Here is a 22,106-nt window from a genome sequence, read left to right as displayed (position 1 = left end):
GTGGGAGGCTGATCGGATGAGGCTGCATCGGTTGGAGTTGACGGCGTTCGGGCCGTTCGCCGACACCGCGGTGGTGGATTTCGATGTGCTCGGGGGCGACGGCCTGTTCCTGCTGCACGGGCAGACCGGGGCCGGGAAGACGACGGTGCTGGATGCGATCGCGTTCGCGCTGTACGGGAAGGTGCCGGGGGCGCGCGGGGACAGTAAGCGGCTGCACTCCGATCACGCCGATCCGCAGACGCCGCCGCGGGTGGTGCTCGAGGCGACGTTGGGTGGGCGGCGGCTACGGCTGATCCGTTCGCCGGAATTCCGGCGGCCCAAGAAGCGGGGCGAGGGCTGGCGGGACGAGCAACCGAAGGCCACGTTGGAATGGCTGGACGGCCGCGGCCAGAACCTTTCGCGGCTCAGCGATATCGGCGACGAGGTGATCCGGCTGCTCGGGATGAGCGCCGATCAGTTCTTCCAGGTGGTGTTGCTGCCGCAGGGCGATTTCGCGCGATTTCTGCGCTCGGAGAACGAGGATCGCGAAAAACTGCTCGAAAAACTCTTCGACACCGAGCGATTCGGCACCGCCGAACAATGGCTGACACAACGTCGCCGGGACAGTACCGCCGACCTCGACGCGCAGCGGCAGAGTATCGACCGGCTCGTCGGGCAGGTGGTCGTCTCCGCGGGGGTGGGCGCGACCGAGACCGTCGGTCCGCTCGAGGCCACCGAATGGTCGCAGCAACTTCTCACCACCGCACGCGCCGCGGTGCTGACCACGAAATCCGAACTCGCACAGCGCCAAGCGGATTCGACCGATGCGCACGCGGCGGCCGAACAACAGCGCCGTCTGCACGATCGGCATCGCCGCCTGTCCGCGGCCCGCTCGCAACTGGAGGCGTACGCCTCCACCGCGGAACTGCGGGCTCGCCGCCGAATCGAACTGGATCAGTCCCGTCGCGCCGAACCGGTTGCCGCCGCGCTCGAGGAGGCCCGCACGGCGGCGACAGCCCTGCGCCGTCGCACCGGCGAAACCCGCGACCTCGCCGAACGTCTCGCCGCCCGGCTGCTCGAACCGCCCAGCGCTGAACTTCCCGGAACTGTCTGGGCCGCAGCCGATCTGGCCGCTGCCGAACTCGCCGACACCGATCTTGCGGCCGAACTCACGGCCATTGCGCCGGTTCCGGATCAGAATCGGAGTGCGGGAACGGCTTTCGAGGAGAGTGCTGGCTCCGGGGCTGCTGGTCCGGGCGAGATCGATAGGGCAGCAAGTGATCCGGCTGATCGAGGGGATCAGTCGTCGTTCGTCGAATCCGACACGCTCGTCCACGACCCGAGTACCTCTACGCGAGATGGTCAAGGGGCGGCGCTCGAGATGAGCGCCGATGGAGACAGTGCAGCAGATCTTGTTGCGGGAGCGTCGACGAGCGGGTCCGGCACGTCGGCCGACCATGTCGCGGGCGCAGCGCTCGTGGGTGAGGGGTCCGAAGGGTGTGAGTCGGGGGCTCGAGGGGAAGCGGGTGTCGATCAGACGCCGGTTGGCTATGTAGAGCTCGAGTTGTTCTCGATCGATCCGGCGCCTGGGGCTGATGTGGGTGGGGCCGGAGAGTCGTCTTCCGGCGACGGAGGAGATCGCAGGCGGCGGGGATCGAGTGAGGCGACTGCGCGGCGGGGGAATGCGGCGCGCAAGACGGCGAAGACCGTTGCCGGGGATCGGCCGCTACGCGTGGTGGATTCGGTGGCCGACTGGGCTGCCGATGACAGCGAGCCAGGGTTGTTCTCGGTCGAGTTGCCCCCGGTGGTGGATGCGTCGTCGGCGGAAGAATCGCCTGTTGTGGGGGAGGACTCGGCAGCTGAAACCGACGGATCCGCGGGCGAATTCGAAGCCGAGCGTTCTGGTCATTCGGAGGCCATCGCGAATAGTGCTGTTCGAGAGGGCAAATCGACTGCGGGAGTTCATGATTCGAGTGCCGGACCGGTAGCGGATCAGTTCGGCGGCGATGCGGATGCCGACTCCGATGTGCGGGAGACGCTCCGCGGCGATGATTCCGACGTCGAACTCACCGGTATCGATGCGGCGATTCAGCGGTGGTCGGCGCAGATCGGTGCGCTGGACGAGGTGCGGACGGATGCGGAGTCGGCCCAGCGGGTGAGCGTCGAACTTGCGAGGCTGCGCAAGGAGCAGTCGTCCCTGCAATCCGGCATGGCGAAGGTTTCCGCCGCTCGTGCCGCTATGCCGGAAGCGATTGCCGCACTGGATGTCCGGGTGCGCGAGGCGGAGCAGGCGGCGGCCGGGCTGGCCGGACTGCAGGCGGAATGCGAACGGCTGCGCACCGCGTCGGAGGCGGCCACCGGGCTGGCCACCCGGCGCACCGAACTCGCCCGTGCCACAACCGCATTCGAGTCGGCGCGGGTGGCACACGTCGATGCCCGCGAGCACACACTCGCGATCCGGGAACGTCGGCTGGCCGGGATGGCGGCCGAGTTGGCGGGTGCGCTCGCCGACGGACAGCCGTGCAGTGTGTGTGGTTCCGCGGACCATCCGGCCCCGGCGCAGCCGACCGCGGCTGCCGCATCCAAGGCCGACGAGGAACGTGCGGTCGCCGCCGAACATACTGCCGAATCCGCCCGTGACCGAACGAAATCCCGAGTGTCCGAGCTGGAGAACGATATCGCGGTGCTCGTGGCTCGCGGCGGCGAGGGCGACCGGGCCGAGTTGTCCGCGGAGCTCAACGTCGCCACCGAACGCTACAAATCCGCACGCCGCGCCGGTGCCCGCGTCGAGGAGCTCACCACCGAGCTGAACCGGTTGCGCGCCGAGGAGACGCGACTGCAGAACGAGCTGCGTGAACTCGAGATCCGCAGCAGTGCCGTGGAGGAAGGTCTCATCGCCGCCGATCGCCGGATGGCCGAACTGACCGACCGTCTGCGCCTCGCCGCCGGAGCGGACCGCACGGTGGATCGCCGCCGCGCCCGCTTGGATACCCTCGTGCGCGATGCCACCGAACTCCGCACGGCACGAACCGAAGCGGGCGCCGCCCGTGAACAGGTGACGACGCTGGCGCGCCGGGTGGAGCAGTTGGCTCGCGGGGCCGAGTTGGTGACGCTCGCGGATGTGGTCGTGCCCGAGAACGGTTCGGAGCCGGACTATTCCGTACTGGCGGCCTATGCGAAGGTGGTGGCCGCAGCTACCCGCACCGCGCAGGAGCAGAGCGCGATCGAGAGCGAGCTGACCGAAGCCGACAGCAAACGCGCGCACGCCGAAGCCACCCTGGCCGAACCCGACATCCAGGCCGCCGCCGATGCCGAACTCGGTGATATCCAGGAGCTGGAAGCCCGAGTCGCACAGGCGCGTACCGCGCTGGATGCGGCCGTGGCCGCGCACGCCCAGGCCGAACATCGGGTGCAGCAGCTCGAGGAGTTGGGCACGCAGCTGTGGGCCGCGGTGGATCGCATCACACCGATGCAGCGCGCCCACGAGGAACTGGCCGGGCTCGCCGATGTGGTGGCCGGTCGCGGCGAGAACAATCGCCGCATGTCGCTGCGTTCCTACGTGCTCGCGGCCCGGCTCGAGGAGGTGGCCATCGCGGGTTCGGTGCGTCTGCGTCGAATGTCCGGTGGCCGTTACGAATTCGTGCACACCGATGTCGCGGGCCGCAACGGTCGGCGCGGCGGCCTCGGACTGGACATCCGCGACGACTACACCGGCGCGATCCGACCGGCCAAAACCCTGTCCGGCGGCGAAACCTTCATGGCCTCACTGGCTCTCGCGCTCGGCCTGGCCGATGTGGTGGCCGCCGAATCCGGCGGCCTGGTGATGGACACCCTGTTCATCGACGAGGGTTTCGGCAGTCTCGACGCCGACACCCTCGACGCGGTCATGGGAGTCCTGGACGACCTGCGCTCCGGCGGACGCGTGGTGGGCATCGTCAGCCATGTCGACGAAATGCGTCAACGCATCCCCAGCCGCCTGCACGTCATCCGCCAACCCACCGGCTCGCACCTGAAAACCATTGTCGCGTAACGACTTACGTGCATCCCCGGTTTGGTTCGGCGAGCACGCCTGTTACCGCAGGAACCGAGCCCTACAGTGCTCTCCGGGGTAGCTCTCCGGCTCGGCGATACCAGTGTTCCGCACCGAGCGGGTCACCCTGACTGGCCAACAACCACGCCAGGTCCGACATGACAGAGGTGTACCCGGCGGGGCGGCCTCGCGGTGCCACCGCTCGGCCTCGGTGAGTTCTCCGCGCCGAACGTGCAACAACCCGAGCTGGTTCATCGCCTCGTGATTCCCCGCATTCGCGGCCTGGCGATACCAGCGCTCGGCGTGGTGCGCCTGGTCAGGATGCCGCTGCTGCGGACTGTTCGTGCTGTAGCAGCCGTGCCTTGACGTCGAGTCCCCAGCGGAAGCCGCCGAGGGTTCCGTCGGTGCGGAAGATGCGGTGGCAGGGAACGAAAAGGGCGGCGGCGTTGCGGGCGCAGGCGTTGGAGGCGGCGCGGACGGCTTCGGGGCGGCCGGACAGGGCGGCGAATGCGGTGTAGGTGATCGGTTTTCCGGGTGGGACGGTGCGCAGGACGTCCCAGGCGTGCAGCAGGAACGGACCGGAGGTCTGGCGCACCGGGATGTGGTCGATCGCGAAAACCTCACCAGCGTGGTATTTCTCGATCGCGCTGGTCACCTCGCCGAGCGAATTGCGTTGCCGCAGTTCATCGGGACGCAGGCTGGGATGCACGACCCGCAGCAGCTCGTCGGAATCGGTGGTCCACCCGGCGGCCAGGACCGCACCGTCCACATCGACCACCGTCGTGAACGGCCCGAGCAGCGTCGGGATCGTCGCGAATTCGGCGGTATTCATCGTCCTGCACCTACTTTCACCAGTTCGTCGGCCCGGGGGCCGGTTGGGCTTGTGCGGTGAGATCCGTTATCGCACAACCGCAGCGGCCGTATTCCCGGTCCGAGCGGGTGCGGGCCGGGCGGCGAGCGCCTGCTTCCACAGGTGCATGGACAGATAGGACCGCCACGGCGACCACCGCGCGGTGTCGCCGAGATCGATGCCCAGCAATGTCGCACCGCGCCGGACCACCAGATCGGTGTGCATCAGCACGTCCGGATCGGCGAGGAGTCGCATGGTCACGTAATCTGCCGTCCACGGCCCGACCCCGTCCAGCGCGAGTAGATCGCGACGCAGGTCGGGGGCGGTGCGGCCGGCGTGCAGGCGCAGATCCCCGGAGGCCAGCGCGCGGGCCGCCGAGACGATGGACGCCGTGCGCCGCGCCGGTCCGGTCAGCACCTCGGTGCCGCGCTCGGCGATCGCGGCGGCGGTCGGGAACAGCCGCGGCACCGGCCCGCCGATCTCCTCGCCCAGCGCCTCGACCAGGCGGGCGGTGTGGGTGGCGGCCGCCGCGACCGAGATCTGCTGACCGATCATGGTGCGCAACAACAGTTCCGGGCCGTCGAGGCACCCGGGGACGCGGATGCCGGGACTGAACATCGGCCCGCGCTCGGACTCCTGGCCACCCGCGAGCGCCTCGTCGATGCCGACCGGGTCGGCATCCAGATCCAGCAGATGCCGCAACCTCGCCACCGTCGGGGCCAGATCGCGCATATCGTGCAGGGCCAGGCCCGCCCGCACATGTCCGGGCTGCACACTCAGGCGCACCGTGGCATGTCCGTGCGGTGTGCGCAGTCCGCGCGTGTAGTGGCCGTCCTCCCACAGATCCAGTCCGGGCACCGCGTGCGAGGACAGGAACCAGGTCAGCCAGCCCGCGTCGAGCGGTTCGCGATAGGGCAGTCGCAGGGTGAGCATGCCGTTCGTGGCGGGCAGGGTATCTCCGCGCAGCCGCCGCGATTCGTCGCGCAGAATCGTCGGGCTGACCGCGAACACCTCTCGCACAGTGTCGTTGAACTGGCGGATGCTGGCGAATCCGGCGGCGAAGGCGATATCGGACATCGGTATTCGCGTGGTCTGGATCAGCAGCCTGGCGGTGTGCGCGCGATGCGCCCGCGCCAGCGCCAGCGGTCCTGCGCCGAGCTCGGTGGTCAGCACCCTGGTCAGCTGACGTTGTGAGTAGCCCAGCGATCCGGCCAGCGCGGGCACGCCACCGCGTTCGATCACCCCGTCGGCGATCAGTCGCATGGCGCGCGCGGCCAGATCGGCGCGGGTGTTCCACAACGGCGAACCGGGTGCGGCGTCGGGCAGGCAGCGGCGGCAGGCCCGGAATCCGGACTGCTGCGCAGCCGCCGCGGTCGGCAGGAACGTCACGTTCGCGCGTTTGGGAGTGATGGCCGGACACGATGGGCGGCAATAGATTCCGGTCGTGCGGACGGCTGTGACGAACTGCCCGTCGAAACGGGCGTCGCGGGTGGTGACCGCGCGGTAACAGCGCTCGAACTCGAGACCGTGTGCACTCACACAATCCACCCTGTCAGGCTCCGGCCCACCACGCTAGCGGAAAACAGACGTATATGGTCAGCAGCAGCGGGTGGCCGGATTGCGCTCGGCGGCCGCATACCGCTCCCGCCAGTACTCCCGTTCGGTCGGGACCGGGCGGTCGGGATGATTGCGCCGAAGATGCTCGACATACCGCGCGTAATCCCGGCCGCCCAGAATCGCATTGACGTATCCGGCCACGGCCCGAGCCGCGCGCGCGACACCGCGTGTGGCTCGGATCGTGTTGCCTCGCGGCCCCCGGACGCCGAGGGCCGCGTCAGGGATAGGCGCGGTCGTCATTCCGCGGGCACCGGATGAGCGGCCCCGGGGGCGGCGACCTTACCGGTTTTCACCAGCTCGTCCCACTGCTGCTGCACCTCGCGTTCGGTCTTGGTGGCCAGGAATCCACTGGGCGCGAAGATCTTCGAGGGCACCTCGGGCGTCTCGGTGGTCTCGCTGCCGCCCCGGCGCAGGGCCCGGATGCACACCAGTGCACCGATCACCGCGACGATCAGCACCAGCACCGCGAACACGATCGAGAGCGTGCCCTGGATGAAGCTGTTGCGGATCACCTTGTCCATATCGTGCATATTCTTCGCCGGGGACAGCACCTTCCCGGCGTCGCGGGCCGAGCTGTAGACGCTGTGCTGCTTGAAATAGCCCAGATTCTTGTCGCCGGAGAAGATCTTCTGCCACGACGCGGTCATCGTCACGATCAGATCCCAGATCAGTGGCAGCGCGGGAATCCACGCCCACTTGACCAGGCCCTTCTTCACCACGATCACCATCACCACGGTCAGCGCGATCGCGGCGAGCAACTGGTTGGCGATACCGAACAGCGGATACAGCGTGTAGATGCCGCCGAGCGGATCGGTCACGCCCATCAACAGCACCGAACCCCAGCCCGCGACCACGAGCGCCGAGCACAACCACGCGCCCGGCCGCCAGGACGGATCGGAGAATTTGCGGGCCGGTCCGCCGAGGTTGCCCAGGGTGTCCGAGAGCATGAACCGCGCGACACGGGTACCGGCGTCGATCGTGGTCAGGATGAACAGCGCCTCGAACATGATCGCGAAGTGGTACCAGAACGCCTTGAGCGAGGATCCGCCCAGGAACCCTTGCAGCACATGGGACATCCCCACCGCGAGCGTCGGCGCGCCACCGGTCTTGGACAGCAGTGAACTCTCGTCGACGCTCTTGGCCTCGTTGATCAGATCGGTGCCGGTGACGGGCGTGCCGCCCAGATTCATCCCGTTGATCTTCTTGGCCGCGGCATCGGCGGTGGCCTGCGCGACCTGCGCGGGCGAGGCTCCGGCGGGCAGGCCGGGCGGGGTGGCGGTCAGGCCGCCGGTGTTGATCGCGAAGAACACGTGCTGATCGATGATGCTGGCCGCGATGATCGCCATCACCGCGACGAACGACTCCATCAGCATGCCGCCGTAGCCGATCATGCGCGCCTGGGACTGCTTCTCCAGCAGTTTCGGTGTGGTGCCCGAGGAGACCAGCGCGTGGAATCCGGACAGCGCACCGCAGGCGATGGTGATGAACAGGAACGGGAACAGGCCGCCGGCGAAGGCCGGGCCCTTGCTGTTACCGGCGAACTGGGAGATCGCGGGGGCCTTCAGCACCGGCATGGTGATCAGCACGCCGACCGCCAGCAGCACGATGGTGCCGATCTTCATGAACGTGGACAGATAGTCGCGCGGCGCGAGCAGCAGCCAGACCGGCAGCACCGAGGCGATGAAGCCGTAGATGATCAGAATCCAGGAGATCGTGGTGCCGTCCATCGTGAAAGCCGAACGGCCCCAGCCCGAATCGCCGACCCACTTACCCGCCCCGATGACGAACAGCAGCAGCACGAAACCGACGATGGAGATCTCACCGACCTTGCCCGGCCGCACGTAGCGCAGATACAGACCCATCAGCACGGCGATCGGAACCGTCATCGAGATCGAGAACACGCCCCACGGGCTGCCGCCGTGCAACTGCCCGTCCGCGCCCTTCGTGGCGGCCAGCGCGTTCACCACGACGATGCCGAGCACCGCCAGCAGGATCACCATGATGGCCAGCACCGCGACCAGCGCCGCGATGCCGCCGACCACGCCGAGTTCGTCGCGCGCCATCTGCCCGAGGCTGCGGCCGCGACGTTTGACCGAGGCCCACAGCACCAGATAGTCCTGCACCGCACCGGCGAGCACGACGCCGACCACGATCCACAGCGTGCCGGGCAGATACCCCATCTGCGCGGCGAGCACCGGTCCGACCAGCGGGCCCGCACCGGCGATGGCGGCGAAGTGGTGGCCGAACAGCACCCGCCGGTCCATCGGCAGGTAATCGGTGCCGTTCTCCAATTCCTCGGCGGGCGTGGCGACGTCGTCGCGCGGCTGGGTGATCCGGTTCGCGATCAGCCGGGCGTAGAACTGGTAGGCGATGATGTAGGTGCAGACCGCGGCGACCACGATCCACACCGCGTTGACGTTCTCACCCCGGCTGATTCCCAGCACCGCCCAGCCGACAGCGCCGAGGACGGCGATGACGAGGAATATCGCCTTCTTCGTCGTGCTGATGGGTGAGCGGTCCACGACCCCGACCGGAGGTAGGTCGGGGTCGGTCCGCAGGTATTCGATCGTCGCCATGCGAGTAACTCTCCCGTGCTCATGTGCGGATCCGACATTTGGGATCGCACAGGGGAAGTTTGCCACGGCGGACCGACAGGCCGGGGCGGTAACGAGCGGATCCGGTGCGGGAAACGTTGTCCGTGCGTGTGCTGCTCCGGAGTGTGCGGTCTCGACCGTAAGCTGCGCGTGCTGATCCGTTGGATTGCTGATGTTTTGCCTGATCGGGTGCGTGTGTCGGGTCGAATCTGCCGCTCGCGATCGGGCCGACGAGGAGGTCCGTGAACTCGGTGCGCCGCCGAACCCTGCTCGGATCGATGCTGGCCGCACCGATCCTGGCCGGCTGCGGCACCGCCGACGAGGACGCGGTGACCTTCTTCTTCCAGGCGCGACCGCAGGAGGCTCGGGCCCGGATGCGGATCATCGCCGCCTTCTGCGAACGTCATCCCGGGATCCGGATCCGCACCGTCATGTCGGGCCCGGATCCGTTGCAGCAGATGCTCACCTACTGTGCCGGGGGTAAATGCCCGGACGTGCTGATGGCCTGGGACCTGCTGTTCGCGGGTCTGGCCGACCGCGGGGTGCTGCTGGATCTGCACACGATGCTCGACCGCGATCCGGAATACGCCGCGACCCTTCGCGCGGACAGCTATCCGACGCTGTACGAGACGTTCGACTACCGCGGCGGCCGGTACGCCCTGCCCGAGCAGTGGTCCGGGGTGTTCGTCTACTACAACCGGAAACTGCTCGCCCAGGCCGGAATTCAGCCCCCGCGCCGCTGGTCGGAGCCGTGGAGTTTCGAGCAGTTCCTCGCCGCCGCACAGGCGCTGACCCGTCGCGATGAGCGTGGGCGGGTCCGGCAGTGGGGATTCGCCGACGCGTGGGTGCCCTGCTATTCGGCGGCCTGTTTCGGGATGAACAACGGCGCGCAGTGGTTCAGTCCGCCGAAAGCGCCGATCCGCACTGATATCGGTGATCCGCGCTTCGCCGAGGGATTGCAGTTCTACGCCGATCTCGCGGTGCGGCACGAGGTCGCGCCGAGCGTCGCGGATCGGTTGTCGGACTCGGCCGCGGATCTGTTCGCCAGCGGGCGGTCGGCGATGCTGCTCGGCGGACATTGGCTCTATTCGGAATTCGTCGAACAGGACGATCTGGATTTCGACGTCACCGTGCTGCCGGTAGGTCCGCACGGCGGGCCGGGCGCGATCACCGGTATCGGATGTACGGGGCTGGCCATCGCCGCGCACAGTCCGCGACGCGAACAGGCCTGGGAGTTCGTGAAATTCGCGACCGGACCGATCGGACAGGCGATCATCGCCGAATCCGGTCTGTTCGTTCCGGTACTGCAATCGGCCATGGGCTCACCGGGATTCGCCGCTGCGCATACCCGGATCCGCAATCTCGAGGTGCTCACCGGCGGCCCCGCGGCCTCTCGCACGATGGTGACCACCTCGGCCTGGGGGAAGGTCGAATCGCTGATGTCGCGAGGCTGCAATCGGGTGCTGCGCGGTGCGGCGCAGGCGGATTCGCTGGGCGCGATGACGGGGGACATCGATGCGCTGCTGCGAGCGGCGACGTGAGCAGCAGGGGCGGGAACCGGCGAATTCACCGATCCGCCTTGGACCGGCAGCGCTCGCGAGCCGGAATATCCTTCGTCGCACCGAATCTGGCCGCGGTCGCGCTGTTCATGCTGTTCCCCCTGGGTTTCTCGCTGTATCTGAGCTTTCATTCGTGGGATCTGTTCCGGCCCATGCGGTTCACCGGACTGGCCAACTATCGTCAGCTGTTCGACGATCCGATGTTCTACATCGCACTGCGCAACACCGCGGTCTTCACGACGCTCACGCTGGTGCCGACGGTCGTGATCAGCCTCGGCGCGGCCGCCGCGCTGAACCGGAAACTGAAGGGTATGGCGCTGTTTCGCACCGCGGTGTTCCTGCCGCTGGTCGCCTCGACGGTCGCCATGGCGGTGGTGTGGCGATTCGTGTTCGTCACCGACGACGGTCTGCTGAACATCGTGCTGGGGTGGTTCGGGGTGCGGCCGGTGCCCTGGCTCACCGATCCGAGGTGGGCGCTGATCTCGCTGAGCATCGTCACGGTGTGGAAGGGGGTGCCGTTCGCGACCGTCATCCTGCTCGCCGCGATGCAGGCGATTCCGGAAAACCTGTCCGAGGCCGCCATGATCGACGGGGCCGGGGCGTGGCGGCGGTTCCGGTCCATCACCGTTCCGCTGCTGCGCGGGGCGCTGTCGTTCGTCCTGGTGATCACCGTGCTCAATACGGTGCAGGCGTTCGATCAGGCCTATGCGCTGACCGACGGCAACGGCGGACCCGAGACCGGCACCTACGTATTGGGAATCATGCTGTTCCAGAACGCTTTCCGGTTCTATCAGGTCGGCTACGCGGCCGCGCTGGCCTGGGTGATGTTCGCGGTGCTGCTGGTGCTGACCGCTTTGCAACTGCGGCTCTCGCGACGCGAGATGTGACGGTCGGCACAGATCCGGGGTGTCACAATCGGGATTCGGGCGGGGTCTGCATGGATGTCCGGATCATCGTGCGGAGAGGGGAGCATCCCATGCATTCGTTTTCGCCACCAGCGGATTCCCCGAGGCGCGGTTCCAGCCGTTCGGCCGGCCGCTGGCCGGGGCGCTCGAGCGCAAGGGTTTCCAGGTCGCCGGGACGTTCTCGTGCCGCGTGTTCGACACCTATCTGCCGTTCAAGCCCGTCGGCGGTATTCGTAAGGGACGGCCGAACGCGGACGATCTGGCCGCTGCCCGCACCTTCGCCGAGGGGTTGCGGGATCGGATCGGCGCGCGGTCCTGATCGCCGGAGCCGGATCGGATCGGCGATCGTGCAGCTCGGACGCGTCGTAGCGGGTTCGTCCGATGGCGACCGGGGCTAGATTGAACCTGCCATCGGGTGATCCGGGAAACCGTCGAGCGAGGAGGCCCTGTGACCGAGGAGACGACCGGGTGGGGCGGGGGTCTGTGGGCGGCGGCCGATCTGGTGACTCCGATGTCGATCCGGGTGGCGGCGACCCTGCGGCTGGCCGATCACATCGTCGCGGGCACGCGCACGGCCGATGCGCTGGCCGATGCCGTGCACGCCGATCGTGACGCGCTGGGCCGAGTGCTCGCACACCTGGTGACCGCCGGGGTCCTGGTCCGCACCGAGACCGGAGAGTTCGACCTCACATCGCTCGGTGAGCACCTGCGCGACGACGATCCGCAAAGGTTGCGTCCCTGGCTCGATCTGGAGGGTGCGATCGGCCGCGCCGACCTGTGCTTCGTTCAGTTGCTGCACACCGTCCGCACCGGCGAGCCCGCATTTGCGGAACAGTTCGGGCGGCCGTTCTGGGACGATCTCGCGGCCGATCCCGCTCGCGCCGAATCCTTCGACGAGGTCATGGGCGCTCGGCTGGTCGCGGATGCGGACCTGGTCGCCACCGCATATCCGTGGGGCGAGCTGGGACATGTCGTCGATGTGGGCGGCGGCAACGCCAGTCTGCTGATCGCGTTGCTGCGCGCCCACGCCGACCTGCAGGGGACGGTCGTAGACCTGCCCGGACCGGCCGCCCGCGCCATCGAGGCCATCACCGCGGCCGGTCTGGGCCACCGCGCCGACGCGCGGTCGGGCAGCTTCTTCGATCCTCTTCCGGCCGGTGCGGGCGGCTACGTTCTGTCCGGTGTCCTGCACGACTGGGACGACCCGCACGCCGCGCGCATCCTCGAACGATGCGCGCAGGCCGCGGCCCCGACCGGCAGGGTGCTGCTCGTGGACGATATCGACACCTCGCGCGGCGGCATCCCCGACACCGAGGGCGACCTGCGCATGCTCTGCTACGTCAACGGGCGCGAACGCACTCTGGAACAACTGGCCGAGCTCGCCGCCCCGACCGGCCTGCACCTCGGCGAGACCGTCACCGCCGGGACACGCTCGATCGTCGAGTTCCGGTTGCATCCCTGAGCGAGGGTCGGCCGGTGCGATCACTCCTGTGGCACAGGGATTTGCGGGGCTGCGGTTCGGGCCAGTAGCTGGGCCTCGTAGCTGTAGGCGAGGTGTTCGCGGGACTTGAGGGTATCGGGGTGGTCGGGCCCGAGCAGGCGTTCGCGGTCCTCGGCGGTGCGGGTGTGCGCCTCGATCGCCTCGCCGAAGCGGCCCGCGTCGTGATAGGCGACCGCGAGGTTGTTGCGGGCGATGAGCGTGTGCCGGTGGTCGGGGCCGAGCTGGCGTTCGCAGTCGGCGAGCAGGCGTTCGAACAGGTCGGCCGCCTCGCTCGCGCGGCCGACCTCCGCGTACCCGTGCGCCAGGCCGATGCGGGCGCGCTCGGACAGCGGATGGTCCGGACCGAGCACCCGCTCACTGGTGCTCAATGCCTGTTCGTAGAGGTCGGCTGCCTCGCCCGCGCGATTCGCCGCGGCGCGGTCCGAGGCCAGATTGACCGTCGAGTGCAGCGTTTCCGGATGTTCCGGGCCCAGGACGCGTCGCCGGGCGGTCAGCAGACGCTCGTCCAGCGCGGTCGCCTTGTCCACCTTTCCGGCCTCGCGCAGGCATGAAGCCAGGGAATCGCAGGTGATCAGGGTGTCACGGTGAGTGGCGCCGAGCAGTCGCTCACTGTCCGCCAGGCAGGTGCGGTAGAGCTCGATCGCGTCGTCCAGCCGCCCGTCCTCGCGATAGGCCAGGGCCAGATTGTGACGTGCGGTCAGGGTGTTCTTGTGGTCGGGTCCGAAACCCTGCTCACTGTCGGTGAGGGTGCGTTCGTACAGGTCGACGGCTTCCACCATGCGCCCGGCCTCGCGATAGCAGCGGGCGAGGCTGCCGCGGAAGATCAGCGTGTCGAGATCCTGTGGGCCGAAAGTGTTCTCGCTGTCGGTGAGCACCCGCTCGTAGACGTCGATGGCCTGCGAGGATCGCCCGGCCTCCCGATACGCACGGGCCAGATTTCCGGCCGAGATCAGGGTGTGCCGGTGCAGCGGGCCCATCGCCCGTTCGCGATCGACCAGGATCTTCTCGTACCGGGCGATCATCTCGGCATGTTCGTCGTCCAGGTCCGAATACGCACTGCCCGTGGTGATTCGGGCCGGTGCGGGGTTCGGGTCCGGCCGGCCGGGGGTTCTGGGAATGGGTGCTGTGGGGTTGTCGGCGGGGTCTGCTGTCTCGGTGGCCGCGTCCTGCGGAGAAGCCGATTCGGACGTGGAATCCGCTGGTGCGGAACCGGTGTCGGTTGGTTGTGTCGTCTGCGCGGTGTCGACGACGGGCTCTGTGATTGCCGGTGGTTCCGCCGTGCCGTTCGTCGATCCGCCCCGGGTGTCAGTCGGTTGCTCGGTCACCGGAGCGTCGACAGGATCGGAACCGAGGGTGCCGACGGGCTCGGAATCGGTGGCATCAGGCGATGTTCCGGGCTGAGCGGGGTCGGTGATGGGTTCGCCAGCGTCGTCGAGCGGCTTTTCCGGTTCGCCCGCAGTGTCGTCCACGAGTCCGAGGGTTGCGGAATCCGTATCGTCGCTCGGCGTTTCGAGCTGGGTGACCTCGGATGCCGCAGTGGCTTCATCGGTGGTGGGGCTGTGCGACGACTCGGTCTCAGCATCGTCGACGGGGTCGGATTCCGTGTCGTGGTCCGGTGTTCCGGGCGCGACTGTGCTGCCGGATTCCGCGAGGGATTCGGCCGCGATGCCGTGGTGCTGCTCCGGCGATCCGGCCTCGGCTTCGCCGGGCTCGGAAGACGTTTCGTCGTGCGGTGTTTCGAGCTGGGCGATGGTGGTTCCGACGGACTCGACGACGGTCTGGGCATGTGGCCCGGACATGGCGTCGGAGTGGTCGGACTCGACGACGGTGAGGTGGCGCGATTGCGGCGAATCCTCCGATTCGGCAGCAGTTTCCGCCTGGTCGGGTTGATCGTCGGCATCCGGCTGCGGCTCAGCAGATTTCGACTCCAAGATCTGCCCAGGTTCGGGAACATCGACGGGCAACTGTTCCGCCGAGTGCGCAATGGTTTCCGGGAACGGAATCGACAGGGTGTCGACGCCGTTCTCGGCCTGCGACTCCGATTCGGGAACCGGTGCGAACACACCCTGCGTCGGCTCGCCCACCAGCGGTTGCAGGGTGAGTTTCAGTGTGTGCGTGGTGGTTCCGGCGGGCTCGGGCGACTGCGGTCCGACCACGCGGAAGCGGGGTTCGCCCGCATCGGTGTCGATCAGCAGCCGTACCGTCAATTCGGCTGCGCGCGTCTCGAATCCGCTCGTCCGATCGCCTGTCATGGCGGTGAGCTCCCGGGTGAGCGCCCGTAGCACGTCGGGCAACGGAATCGTCTCGGTCACCGCAATCCGGTCGTCGGTCATGATCATCCCCTTGCCGGAACTCGAGTGGGCATCCGCGGGCGGCGGTCGTTCGAGTTTATCGTGCCGGGCTCCCGCGGCCACTCTCCGAGGACCCCAAACAGACTGTACGGCAGGGCTTCTCGCGCCGATAGGGGCTACGTGTGGTAGTGGCGGTCGTTTGGCAGCTCGAGGGCGTTGTTCGCCGGGCGCTTACGCCGGTTCCGGGTCCTAGCGCAGCAGGATGGCGCTGAGGCGCTGGGCGGCGGACCGGACGGCGGCGCCGAAGCTCTCCTCGTCGTCGGGGCCGATGTCCAGGGGGGAGACGCCGATGCTCGCGACGGCCGCCGATCCGCGTCCGGGAACCGCGGCGGATACGCCGCCCACGGACGGGACCAGTTCCCCGTGCGATACGGCGTAACCGCGCTCGCGAGCGCGGGTGATCTCCTCGCGTTCGCCGGGGACGGGGGGAAAGGCGGCCAGGATCGCCAGCCCTGCCGAGCCGCGGTCGATCGGATCGATCTGTCCGGTCTGGAAGGCGACGTGGATTCGGGCATGACGAGGTTCGACGACCATGAGAGCCCGCACCTCGGTATCGCTTTCCCGGACGACCAGGTGGGCGGTGGCCTGCACGCTGTCGGCGAGTTCCTCCAGCACGGGCCGGGCCAGGGTGCGCAGATCCTGTTCCACCGGTTCGGCCAGCCGCACCAGGCCGAGCCCGAGGAAGACGCGCTTGAAATCGTCCCGCCGGCACAGGTGGTGATATTCGAGCGTGCGCACGAGCCGGTGCGCGACCGTGCGATGCACCCCGACCTGCTCCGCGATCTCGGTGACCGAGATGCCCTCGGTCCTGCGCGCGAGCAGTTCGAGGATCTGCAGGCCGTTGTGCAGCGTCTTGGACATATCCGACCCGACATCGCCGCTGGTGGCCGCCGGTTCCCCGGACGCCCGTAACTGAGGCATAGCTGAACTCCTTGACCGTTGTGACCTGAAGCACCTACAGTGTTCACATATAACACGCCGCGTGCGATTATCGCACACTTTGAAGTTTCTGGAAAGATATGTCGCCAATTTCCGCCGTCGACGCAGGTACGGTCGCGGCCATTCATCAGCTGTACGCCCGGCAGAGCCGGGCGATCGACTCCGGTGCCGTCCAGGAGTGGGCGCAGACCTTCACCGCGGACGGGGAGTTCCACTCGCCGACCTACCCGGAACCGGTCGTCGGCACCGCCGCCCTGACCGAGTTCGCGGCCGAATTCGATCGCGCGGCCCGCGCGGCCGACGAACGTCGCAGGCATATCCTGACCAACCTTCTCGTCGAGCGGATCGACGCGCACACCCTCGCGGTGAGCGCCTATCTGCAGGTCATCGCCACCCGGATCGGCGGCGAGGCCCGACTGCTGCGGCTCACCACCGTCACCGACCGGCTCGTCCGCGACGGCGACGACTGGTCGATCACCCGCCGGGTGGTCGAGCGGGACGACGCGCCTCGCTGAAAACTCTTCTGCCCCTGATTATTTCGAAGGAGAACTCACCCATGACCACAGCAACCGGAGCATCGAACCCGGGCCGGGTCGAGCACGGCCGGATCGAGGTCGTCCACCCCGACATGGTAGGTAAGGCCGCGGTCGTGACCGGCGCGGCGCGCGGGATGGGCGCGGTCTTCGCGGCCGGACTCGCCGCCCGCGGCGTGGACGTGCTCGGCGCGGACATCAACGACGAGCAGATGACGGCCACCGCCGCCCAGATCAATGCCGACCTCGCGGGTGTCGAGAAGCCGGGTCGCGTGGTCGCCGCCCGGGTCGACGTGACCTCCGCCGACGAGCACGAGGCGCTGGCCCAGCGCGCGGTGGCCGAGTTCGGGCGACTGGACTTCTGGATCAACAACGCGGGCATCTTCCCGTTCGCCGAGGCGCAGGACATCTCGCCCGAGCAGATCTCCGCGGTGCTGGACGTCAACGTGGAGGGTGTGCTGTTCGGCGCGCAGGCCGCGGCTCGGCATATGCGTCCCGGCGGCGCGATCGTCAACATGTCCTCGGTGTCCGCGGTGCGGGTGCGCCGCGGCCGGGGCGCGTACTGCACCTCCAAGGCGGCCGTCGCGCATCTGACCGAATCGCTCGCGGTGGAGTTGGGCGACAAGGGAATTCGAGTGAACTCGATCGCCCCCGGCTACATCGACACCGAGATGACCCGGTGGGTGCAGGAGGATCCGGCCGCGCTCGCGCACGCGCTCGAGGTCGTTCCGCTGCATCGGCTCGGCTCGCCCGAGGAGGTCCTGGGCCCGCTGCTGTTCCTGCTCTCGGACAGCGCGCGATACGTCACGGGACATTCCATCGCCGTCGACGGCGGGTCGCGGCATGTCTGAGTCGCCGAGCACCGAAACGTATCCCGACGTCGTGCTGATCACCGGCGCGGCGCGGGGGATGGGCGCCAACCACGCACGGGCGCTGGCCGCGCGCGGTGTGCACGTCTGCGTGGCCGACATCATCGACACCTCCGAGGTGATCGCCGAGATCGAGCGGGCCGGTGGCAGCGCCTCGGCACACCACCTCGACGTCGCCGATCCGGCGGCCTGGGCTCGCACGGTCGACGAGATTCGTTCCGGCCCAGGCTCTCTCGGCGGACTGATCAACAACGCCGGAATCTCGCGCCGCCTGGAATTCATGGACACCCCGGACGAGATCTGGGAACAGACCATGCGGATCAACCTGTTCGGCCCGTTCTACGGAATCAAGGCCGTCGCACCGCTGATGCACCAGAGCGGCGGTGGCGCGATCGTCAACATCTCCTCCATCGCGGGGCTGATCGGATATTTCTCACCGGCCTACTCGTCGAGCAAATGGGGTCTGACCGGACTGTCGAAATCCGCGGCCGGGAACCTCGCGAAATGGGGGATCCGGGTGAACTCGGTACATCCGGGCCTGGTAGGCACGGACCTGGTGCGCGGTGCGGACGAATTCGTCGCAGCCTCGCTGCGAAGCATTCCGACCGGTCGCAAGGCAAGCCTGGACGAGATCACCGATGCGGTGTTGTTCCTGCTCTCGGATCGCTCCGGCTACATCACCGGCACCGAGGTCACCGTGGACGGCGGACTGATCTCCAACGGTCTGTATCACCGCGTGCTCGCGGATGCGGAAGGAAAACTGTCATGAGCGAGGACTCCTGGGACGTCATCGTGGTCGGTGGCGGCGGCGCCGGACTGGCCGCCGCGGTGACCGCCGCCGAGCACGGCGCGACGGTGCTGCTGCTGGAATCGGAGACCGAACTGGGCGGATCGACGCAACTGTCGGCGGGCCTGTTCACCGCCGCCGCCACCAGCGTGCAGCGTGCCCTCGGCATCGAGGACGACGCCGAGCGCTTCTTCCAGCACTACATGGACCTCAACCACTGGATGCTCAAACCCGGTCTGATCCGCACCTTCTGCGAGCAGTCCGGGCCGACTCTGGAATGGCTGATCGGCCTGGGTGTGGAGATTCCGGCCCGGATCTCCTCCAACGCCCACATGCCCGGTCTGAGCCAGGCCGGTGTGGAGGACGTCTGGCGTGGGCACGTGCCGAAGGATCAGGGGTACGGCCTGATTCAGGTCCTGGACAAAGCGCGCCGAGCGCACGGTATCGAGACCGTGCTGGCGACTCGGGCGCAGTCGCTGATCCGGGAACACGGTCGCATCGTCGGCGTGGTCGCCGATGACGTCGAGGTGCGCGCGAACGCGGTGGTCATCGCCAGCGGCGGCTTCGCGCAGGACGCGTCGCTGGTCGATCGGTATTTTCCGGCCGCACATGCGGCGGGTGAGTCGCTGTTCGTGGTCGCGGCTCCCGGCAGCCGCGGCGATCACCTCCGGTTCGCGCAGGAGATCGAGTCGTCGGTGACCGGACAGGGCTGGGGTCTGCTGCTGCCGACCGCCTACTTCCAGCGTCATCATCACTGGACCTCGGGTTTCCCGCCGAAGTCCCGGATCTACGTGAACGGTCTGGGTCGCCGTTTCATGGACGAGGACGCCTCCTACGCGGTCTCGACCGGGATCATGGCCGCCCAGCCCGGCGAGGTGTGGGCGGTATTCGACGAGCCCGCCCGGCTGGGTCTGCCGTCCGGATACACCGACTGGGTTCCCGAGCGTGTCGCCGCGGAGGCGGACGCCGGGCGGACGTTGCGTGCGGCGACCCTCACCGAACTCGCCGATCGCATGGGTGTGCCCGCCGAAGCGCTGACGCACACCGTGACGCGCTGGAACGAGCAGCTCCCGCACGGAAGTGACGAGGAGTTCCTGCGGCATCGCACGCTGGCGAACAAGGGCTCGTCCGCCGACCCCGATCCGATCGCGCAGGCGCCCTACTACGCGGTCCGGATGCTGCCCGCCGAGCTCGTCTGCACGCATGCGGGTATGGAAATCGACAGTGCCGCAACAGTTCTGGACCGTAACGGAAATCCGGTACCCGGCCTGTTCGCGGCGGGGGAGGCCGGGGCCGGGGTACTCGGCCAACGCTACGTCGGCGGCGGCAACGCCGTCGCCAACGCGCTCACCATGGGCCGGATCGCCGGCCGCAACGCCGCGCGGCTCGCGCGGCGCGGGACCTCCGCGGGCCGGGCACCGGCCGGAGTCTGATCTGGAATCGCATCGGGCCGGGCCCGGTGGCAACAAGGAAATATCTCATGCACGGAATCGACACCCCCACATCGTCGTCGGACGCCGAATCCACTGCCGGACAAGGTAAGTCGATCGCCAAGGTCGTTCGCGCGGCCATTGTCGGCACCGTCGTCGAATACTACGACTTCGGTATCTACGGCTATATGGCGACCACCATCGCCGCACTGTTCTTCGCCGAGGGCGATGACACCGCGGCGCTGCTGGGCACCTTCGCGACCTTCGCCGTCGCGTTCTTCCTGCGAGTGCCGGGCGGCATCGTCTTCGGCCACGTCGGCGACAAGTACGGCCGCAAACGCGCGCTGTCCTGGACCATCCTGCTGATGGTGGCGGCCACGGTGCTGATGGGTCTGATGCCCACCTATCTGACGCTGGGCATCTGGGCCACCGTGGCCCTGGTCCTGGCGCGCTGTCTACAGGGTTTCGCCGCGGGCGGCGAACTCGGCGGGGCGAACGCCTTCGTCTCCGAATCCGCGCCGACGCATCGGCGCGCGACCTACACCGCGATGGTCAACTCCGGGACCTATCTCGGATCGCTCGTCGCATCACTGATCGCGCTCGCGATGACCTCGCTGTTCACCAAGGCCGAGATCCTGCACTGGGCGTGGCGAATCCCGTTCCTGCTCAGCCTGCTCATCGGCGGTGTGGGCATCTGGATCCGCAACAGCATGGAGGAGACGCCGCAGTTCGACGAGCTGTCCAAGAAGGGCGAGACCAAGAAGGTGCCGATCATGGAGCTGCTGCGCAGTTCCGGCGGGCCGCTGGTCAAGATCGTGTTCCTGGGTGCGTTCATCACCGGTGGTTACTACATCGCCTCGGTGTATGCCGCGACCTACCTGCAGAAGAGTGGTCACCAGTCGTCCTCGGTGGCCTTCCTGTCCACCTCGCTGGCATTGGTTCTCGGTGTCGCCACGCTGCCCATCGCGGGGGCCGCGGCCGACCGCTACGGGCGCAGAGTGGTGCTGATCAGCGGCAGTGTGGCCGGGGTCGTCCTGGGTGTGCCGATGTTCATGCTGATGGCGGGCGGCAGTGTGTGGCAGGCCGTCTTCGGGCAATCGGTGCTGTTCATCGCCGTTTCGGTGGTCAATGCCGCCTCCTATGTCAGCTATGTCGAGATGCTCAAGGCGTCGGTCCGCTACAGCGGTCTGGCTCTCGGCAACAACATCACGAACATGCTGCTCGGCGGTACCGCGCCGTTCATCGCCACATGGCTGATCGATGTGACTCGAAACAGTCTCGCACCGGCGGGTTACTTCGTGTTCTGCGCGGTATTGACCCTGGTCGCAGCGTTGTTCGTCCGGGAGACCAAGGGTATCGAGTTGCCGGTCGACTGAGCCGTGCCGACGGCCGGGCCGGGCGTTTCATGAGGGGGCGCCCGGTCTACTACCCGGTGAACGCGCCGATCTCACGGACCGCGTCCAGCAGCGGGTGGTGCGCGTCGCGGACGGTGGCCTCGCGGTTGGTGACGATGTTGATCGCCGCGAGTTCACCCCACCCCGGCAGCGGCGCGGCGACGGCGTGCGCACCGGCATTGAGTTCGCCGTGGGTGGTGATGAAACCCTGCGCTCGCGCCGTCGCGACCCGATCGGGCTCACCGGGTCGGGGCGGACCGGCGGCGAGGGCGGCGACTCCGCCCGCGCCACGATCGAGCGGATCGCGGTTGCCGAGCCGGTAGGAGAACCGCGGGCCGTCGCTCGGCGGTTCGGCGACCAGCGTCGTGATCGCGTACCCGTCGACCACCTCGACCAGCGACGCGGTCGCGTCGACCGCGCGCGCGAGACGTTCGAGAACCGGTTTCGCGACGTCGCGAAGCTGCGGGCGGGCCGGACCGAGCAGACCCGAGACCGCCGGGCCGATCCGGTAGGCCCCCGCATCGTCTCGCACGGCGAATCCGGTGCGCTGCAACGAGATCAGCAATCGAGTGGTGATGGAACGGTGCAGTCCGCAGGCCGTGACGACCTGCGCGGTGGTCAGGCCGTCGGGATGACGGCCCAGCTCGACCAGTACCGCCAGACCGCGTTCCAGCGTCTGCGCACCATCGTTCGGTTCAGCGCGTGTCACGGGTGTCATTGTTCTCTCTCTGATCTTGCACGCGATCTTCGGTCGGGTGTGGGGACGTT

Annotated in this window: 17 protein-coding genes; 10 read left to right on the top strand and 7 right to left on the bottom strand. The window is 68.1% G+C overall.

The window, feature by feature from the left end:
* Positions 1-16: 16 nt before the first annotated feature.
* Positions 17-4,009, top strand: coding sequence for an AAA family ATPase (locus tag ON40_RS48360; protein ID WP_051193619.1), 3,993 nt, complete (start codon positions 17-19; stop codon positions 4,007-4,009).
* 316 nt (positions 4,010-4,325) lie between these two features.
* Here the strand turns inward: ON40_RS48360 and ON40_RS27565 are convergent, their stop codons facing one another.
* The 4 genes from ON40_RS27565 to ON40_RS27555 all read right to left on the bottom strand — a co-directional run bounded on the left by ON40_RS27565 (position 4,326) and on the right by ON40_RS27555 (position 9,052).
* Complete coding sequence (locus ON40_RS27565) at positions 4,326-4,841, bottom strand: methylated-DNA--[protein]-cysteine S-methyltransferase (RefSeq protein ID WP_040827648.1); 516 nt, start codon at positions 4,839-4,841, stop codon at positions 4,326-4,328.
* 66 nt (positions 4,842-4,907) lie between these two features.
* Complete coding sequence (locus ON40_RS27560; RefSeq protein ID WP_040827646.1) at positions 4,908-6,398, bottom strand: AlkA N-terminal domain-containing protein; 1,491 nt, start codon at positions 6,396-6,398, stop codon at positions 4,908-4,910.
* 57 nt (positions 6,399-6,455) lie between these two features.
* Positions 6,456-6,716 carry a YbdD/YjiX family protein gene (locus ON40_RS50170; protein ID WP_083895971.1) on the bottom strand — a complete coding sequence of 87 codons (261 nt, stop codon included), beginning with the start codon at positions 6,714-6,716 and terminating at the stop codon, positions 6,456-6,458.
* Positions 6,713-9,052 (bottom strand): carbon starvation CstA family protein, encoded by a 2,340-nt coding sequence (locus ON40_RS27555; RefSeq protein ID WP_040827644.1) that lies wholly within the window; start codon positions 9,050-9,052, stop codon positions 6,713-6,715. Before ON40_RS27555 ends, ON40_RS50170 begins: the two co-directional genes overlap by 4 nt.
* Positions 9,053-9,348: 296 nt before the next feature.
* Here ON40_RS27555 and ON40_RS27550 point away from each other — a divergent pair, with 296 nt between their 5' ends.
* From ON40_RS27550 to ON40_RS27535, 4 genes are all read left to right on the top strand, one after another.
* Positions 9,349-10,611, top strand: coding sequence for an ABC transporter substrate-binding protein (locus tag ON40_RS27550; protein WP_051193646.1), 1,263 nt, complete (start codon positions 9,349-9,351; stop codon positions 10,609-10,611).
* A gap of 38 nt (positions 10,612-10,649) precedes the next feature.
* Positions 10,650-11,516: a carbohydrate ABC transporter permease gene (locus ON40_RS27545; RefSeq protein WP_040827844.1), complete on the top strand. Its 867-nt coding sequence runs from the start codon at positions 10,650-10,652 to the stop codon at positions 11,514-11,516.
* Positions 11,517-11,535: 19 nt separating this feature from the next.
* On the top strand, positions 11,536-11,853 hold the full coding sequence (locus tag ON40_RS53980) for an NADPH-dependent FMN reductase family protein (RefSeq protein ID WP_218008878.1): 318 nt from the start codon (positions 11,536-11,538) through the stop codon (positions 11,851-11,853).
* Positions 11,854-11,982: 129 nt separating this feature from the next.
* A complete protein-coding gene (locus tag ON40_RS27535; protein WP_040827641.1) occupies positions 11,983-12,996 on the top strand; it encodes a methyltransferase in 1,014 nt (337 codons plus the stop codon).
* A gap of 20 nt (positions 12,997-13,016) precedes the next feature.
* On the opposite strand, the gene ON40_RS48355 is transcribed toward ON40_RS27535, so the two are convergent.
* Both ON40_RS48355 and ON40_RS27525 read right to left on the bottom strand, forming a co-directional pair.
* Positions 13,017-15,368, bottom strand: a complete 2,352-nt coding sequence (locus ON40_RS48355) for a tetratricopeptide repeat protein (protein ID WP_157186435.1) — start codon at positions 15,366-15,368, stop codon at positions 13,017-13,019.
* Between the two features lie 207 nt (positions 15,369-15,575).
* Positions 15,576-16,307 carry an IclR family transcriptional regulator gene (locus ON40_RS27525; protein ID WP_040827639.1) on the bottom strand — a complete coding sequence of 244 codons (732 nt, stop codon included), beginning with the start codon at positions 16,305-16,307 and terminating at the stop codon, positions 15,576-15,578.
* A gap of 98 nt (positions 16,308-16,405) precedes the next feature.
* Here ON40_RS27525 and ON40_RS27520 point away from each other — a divergent pair, with 98 nt between their 5' ends.
* From ON40_RS27520 to ON40_RS27500, 5 genes are read left to right on the top strand one after another with little or no spacing between them, the layout of a single operon-like run.
* The gene (locus ON40_RS27520) at positions 16,406-16,840 is read left to right on the top strand and encodes a nuclear transport factor 2 family protein (RefSeq protein WP_051193617.1); all 435 of its coding nucleotides are present in this window, start codon (positions 16,406-16,408) and stop codon (positions 16,838-16,840) included.
* 41 nt (positions 16,841-16,881) lie between these two features.
* Entirely contained in the window at positions 16,882-17,709 is an 828-nt protein-coding gene (locus ON40_RS27515) for an SDR family NAD(P)-dependent oxidoreductase (RefSeq protein WP_040827638.1), read from the top strand.
* The gene (locus ON40_RS27510) at positions 17,702-18,496 is read left to right on the top strand and encodes an SDR family NAD(P)-dependent oxidoreductase (RefSeq protein WP_040827636.1); all 795 of its coding nucleotides are present in this window, start codon (positions 17,702-17,704) and stop codon (positions 18,494-18,496) included. Before ON40_RS27515 ends, ON40_RS27510 begins: the two co-directional genes overlap by 8 nt.
* On the top strand, positions 18,493-19,947 hold the full coding sequence (locus ON40_RS27505) for an FAD-dependent oxidoreductase (RefSeq protein ID WP_040827635.1): 1,455 nt from the start codon (positions 18,493-18,495) through the stop codon (positions 19,945-19,947). Before ON40_RS27510 ends, ON40_RS27505 begins: the two co-directional genes overlap by 4 nt.
* 47 nt (positions 19,948-19,994) lie before the next feature.
* Entirely contained in the window at positions 19,995-21,320 is a 1,326-nt protein-coding gene (locus tag ON40_RS27500) for an MFS transporter (RefSeq protein WP_051193616.1), read from the top strand.
* A gap of 49 nt (positions 21,321-21,369) precedes the next feature.
* On the opposite strand, the gene ON40_RS27495 is transcribed toward ON40_RS27500, so the two are convergent.
* On the bottom strand, positions 21,370-22,047 hold the full coding sequence (locus tag ON40_RS27495) for an IclR family transcriptional regulator (protein WP_218008877.1): 678 nt from the start codon (positions 22,045-22,047) through the stop codon (positions 21,370-21,372).
* Between the last annotated feature and the right edge of the window lie 59 nt (positions 22,048-22,106).

Origin of the sequence: Nocardia jiangxiensis NBRC 101359 (assembly GCF_000308615.1) — a bacterium.
In the GTDB taxonomy this organism is placed as follows: domain Bacteria; phylum Actinomycetota; class Actinomycetes; order Mycobacteriales; family Mycobacteriaceae; genus Nocardia; species Nocardia jiangxiensis.
The sequence above is the reverse complement of the archived record's forward strand: the minus strand, read 5'-3'. Positions and strand labels throughout refer to the sequence as shown.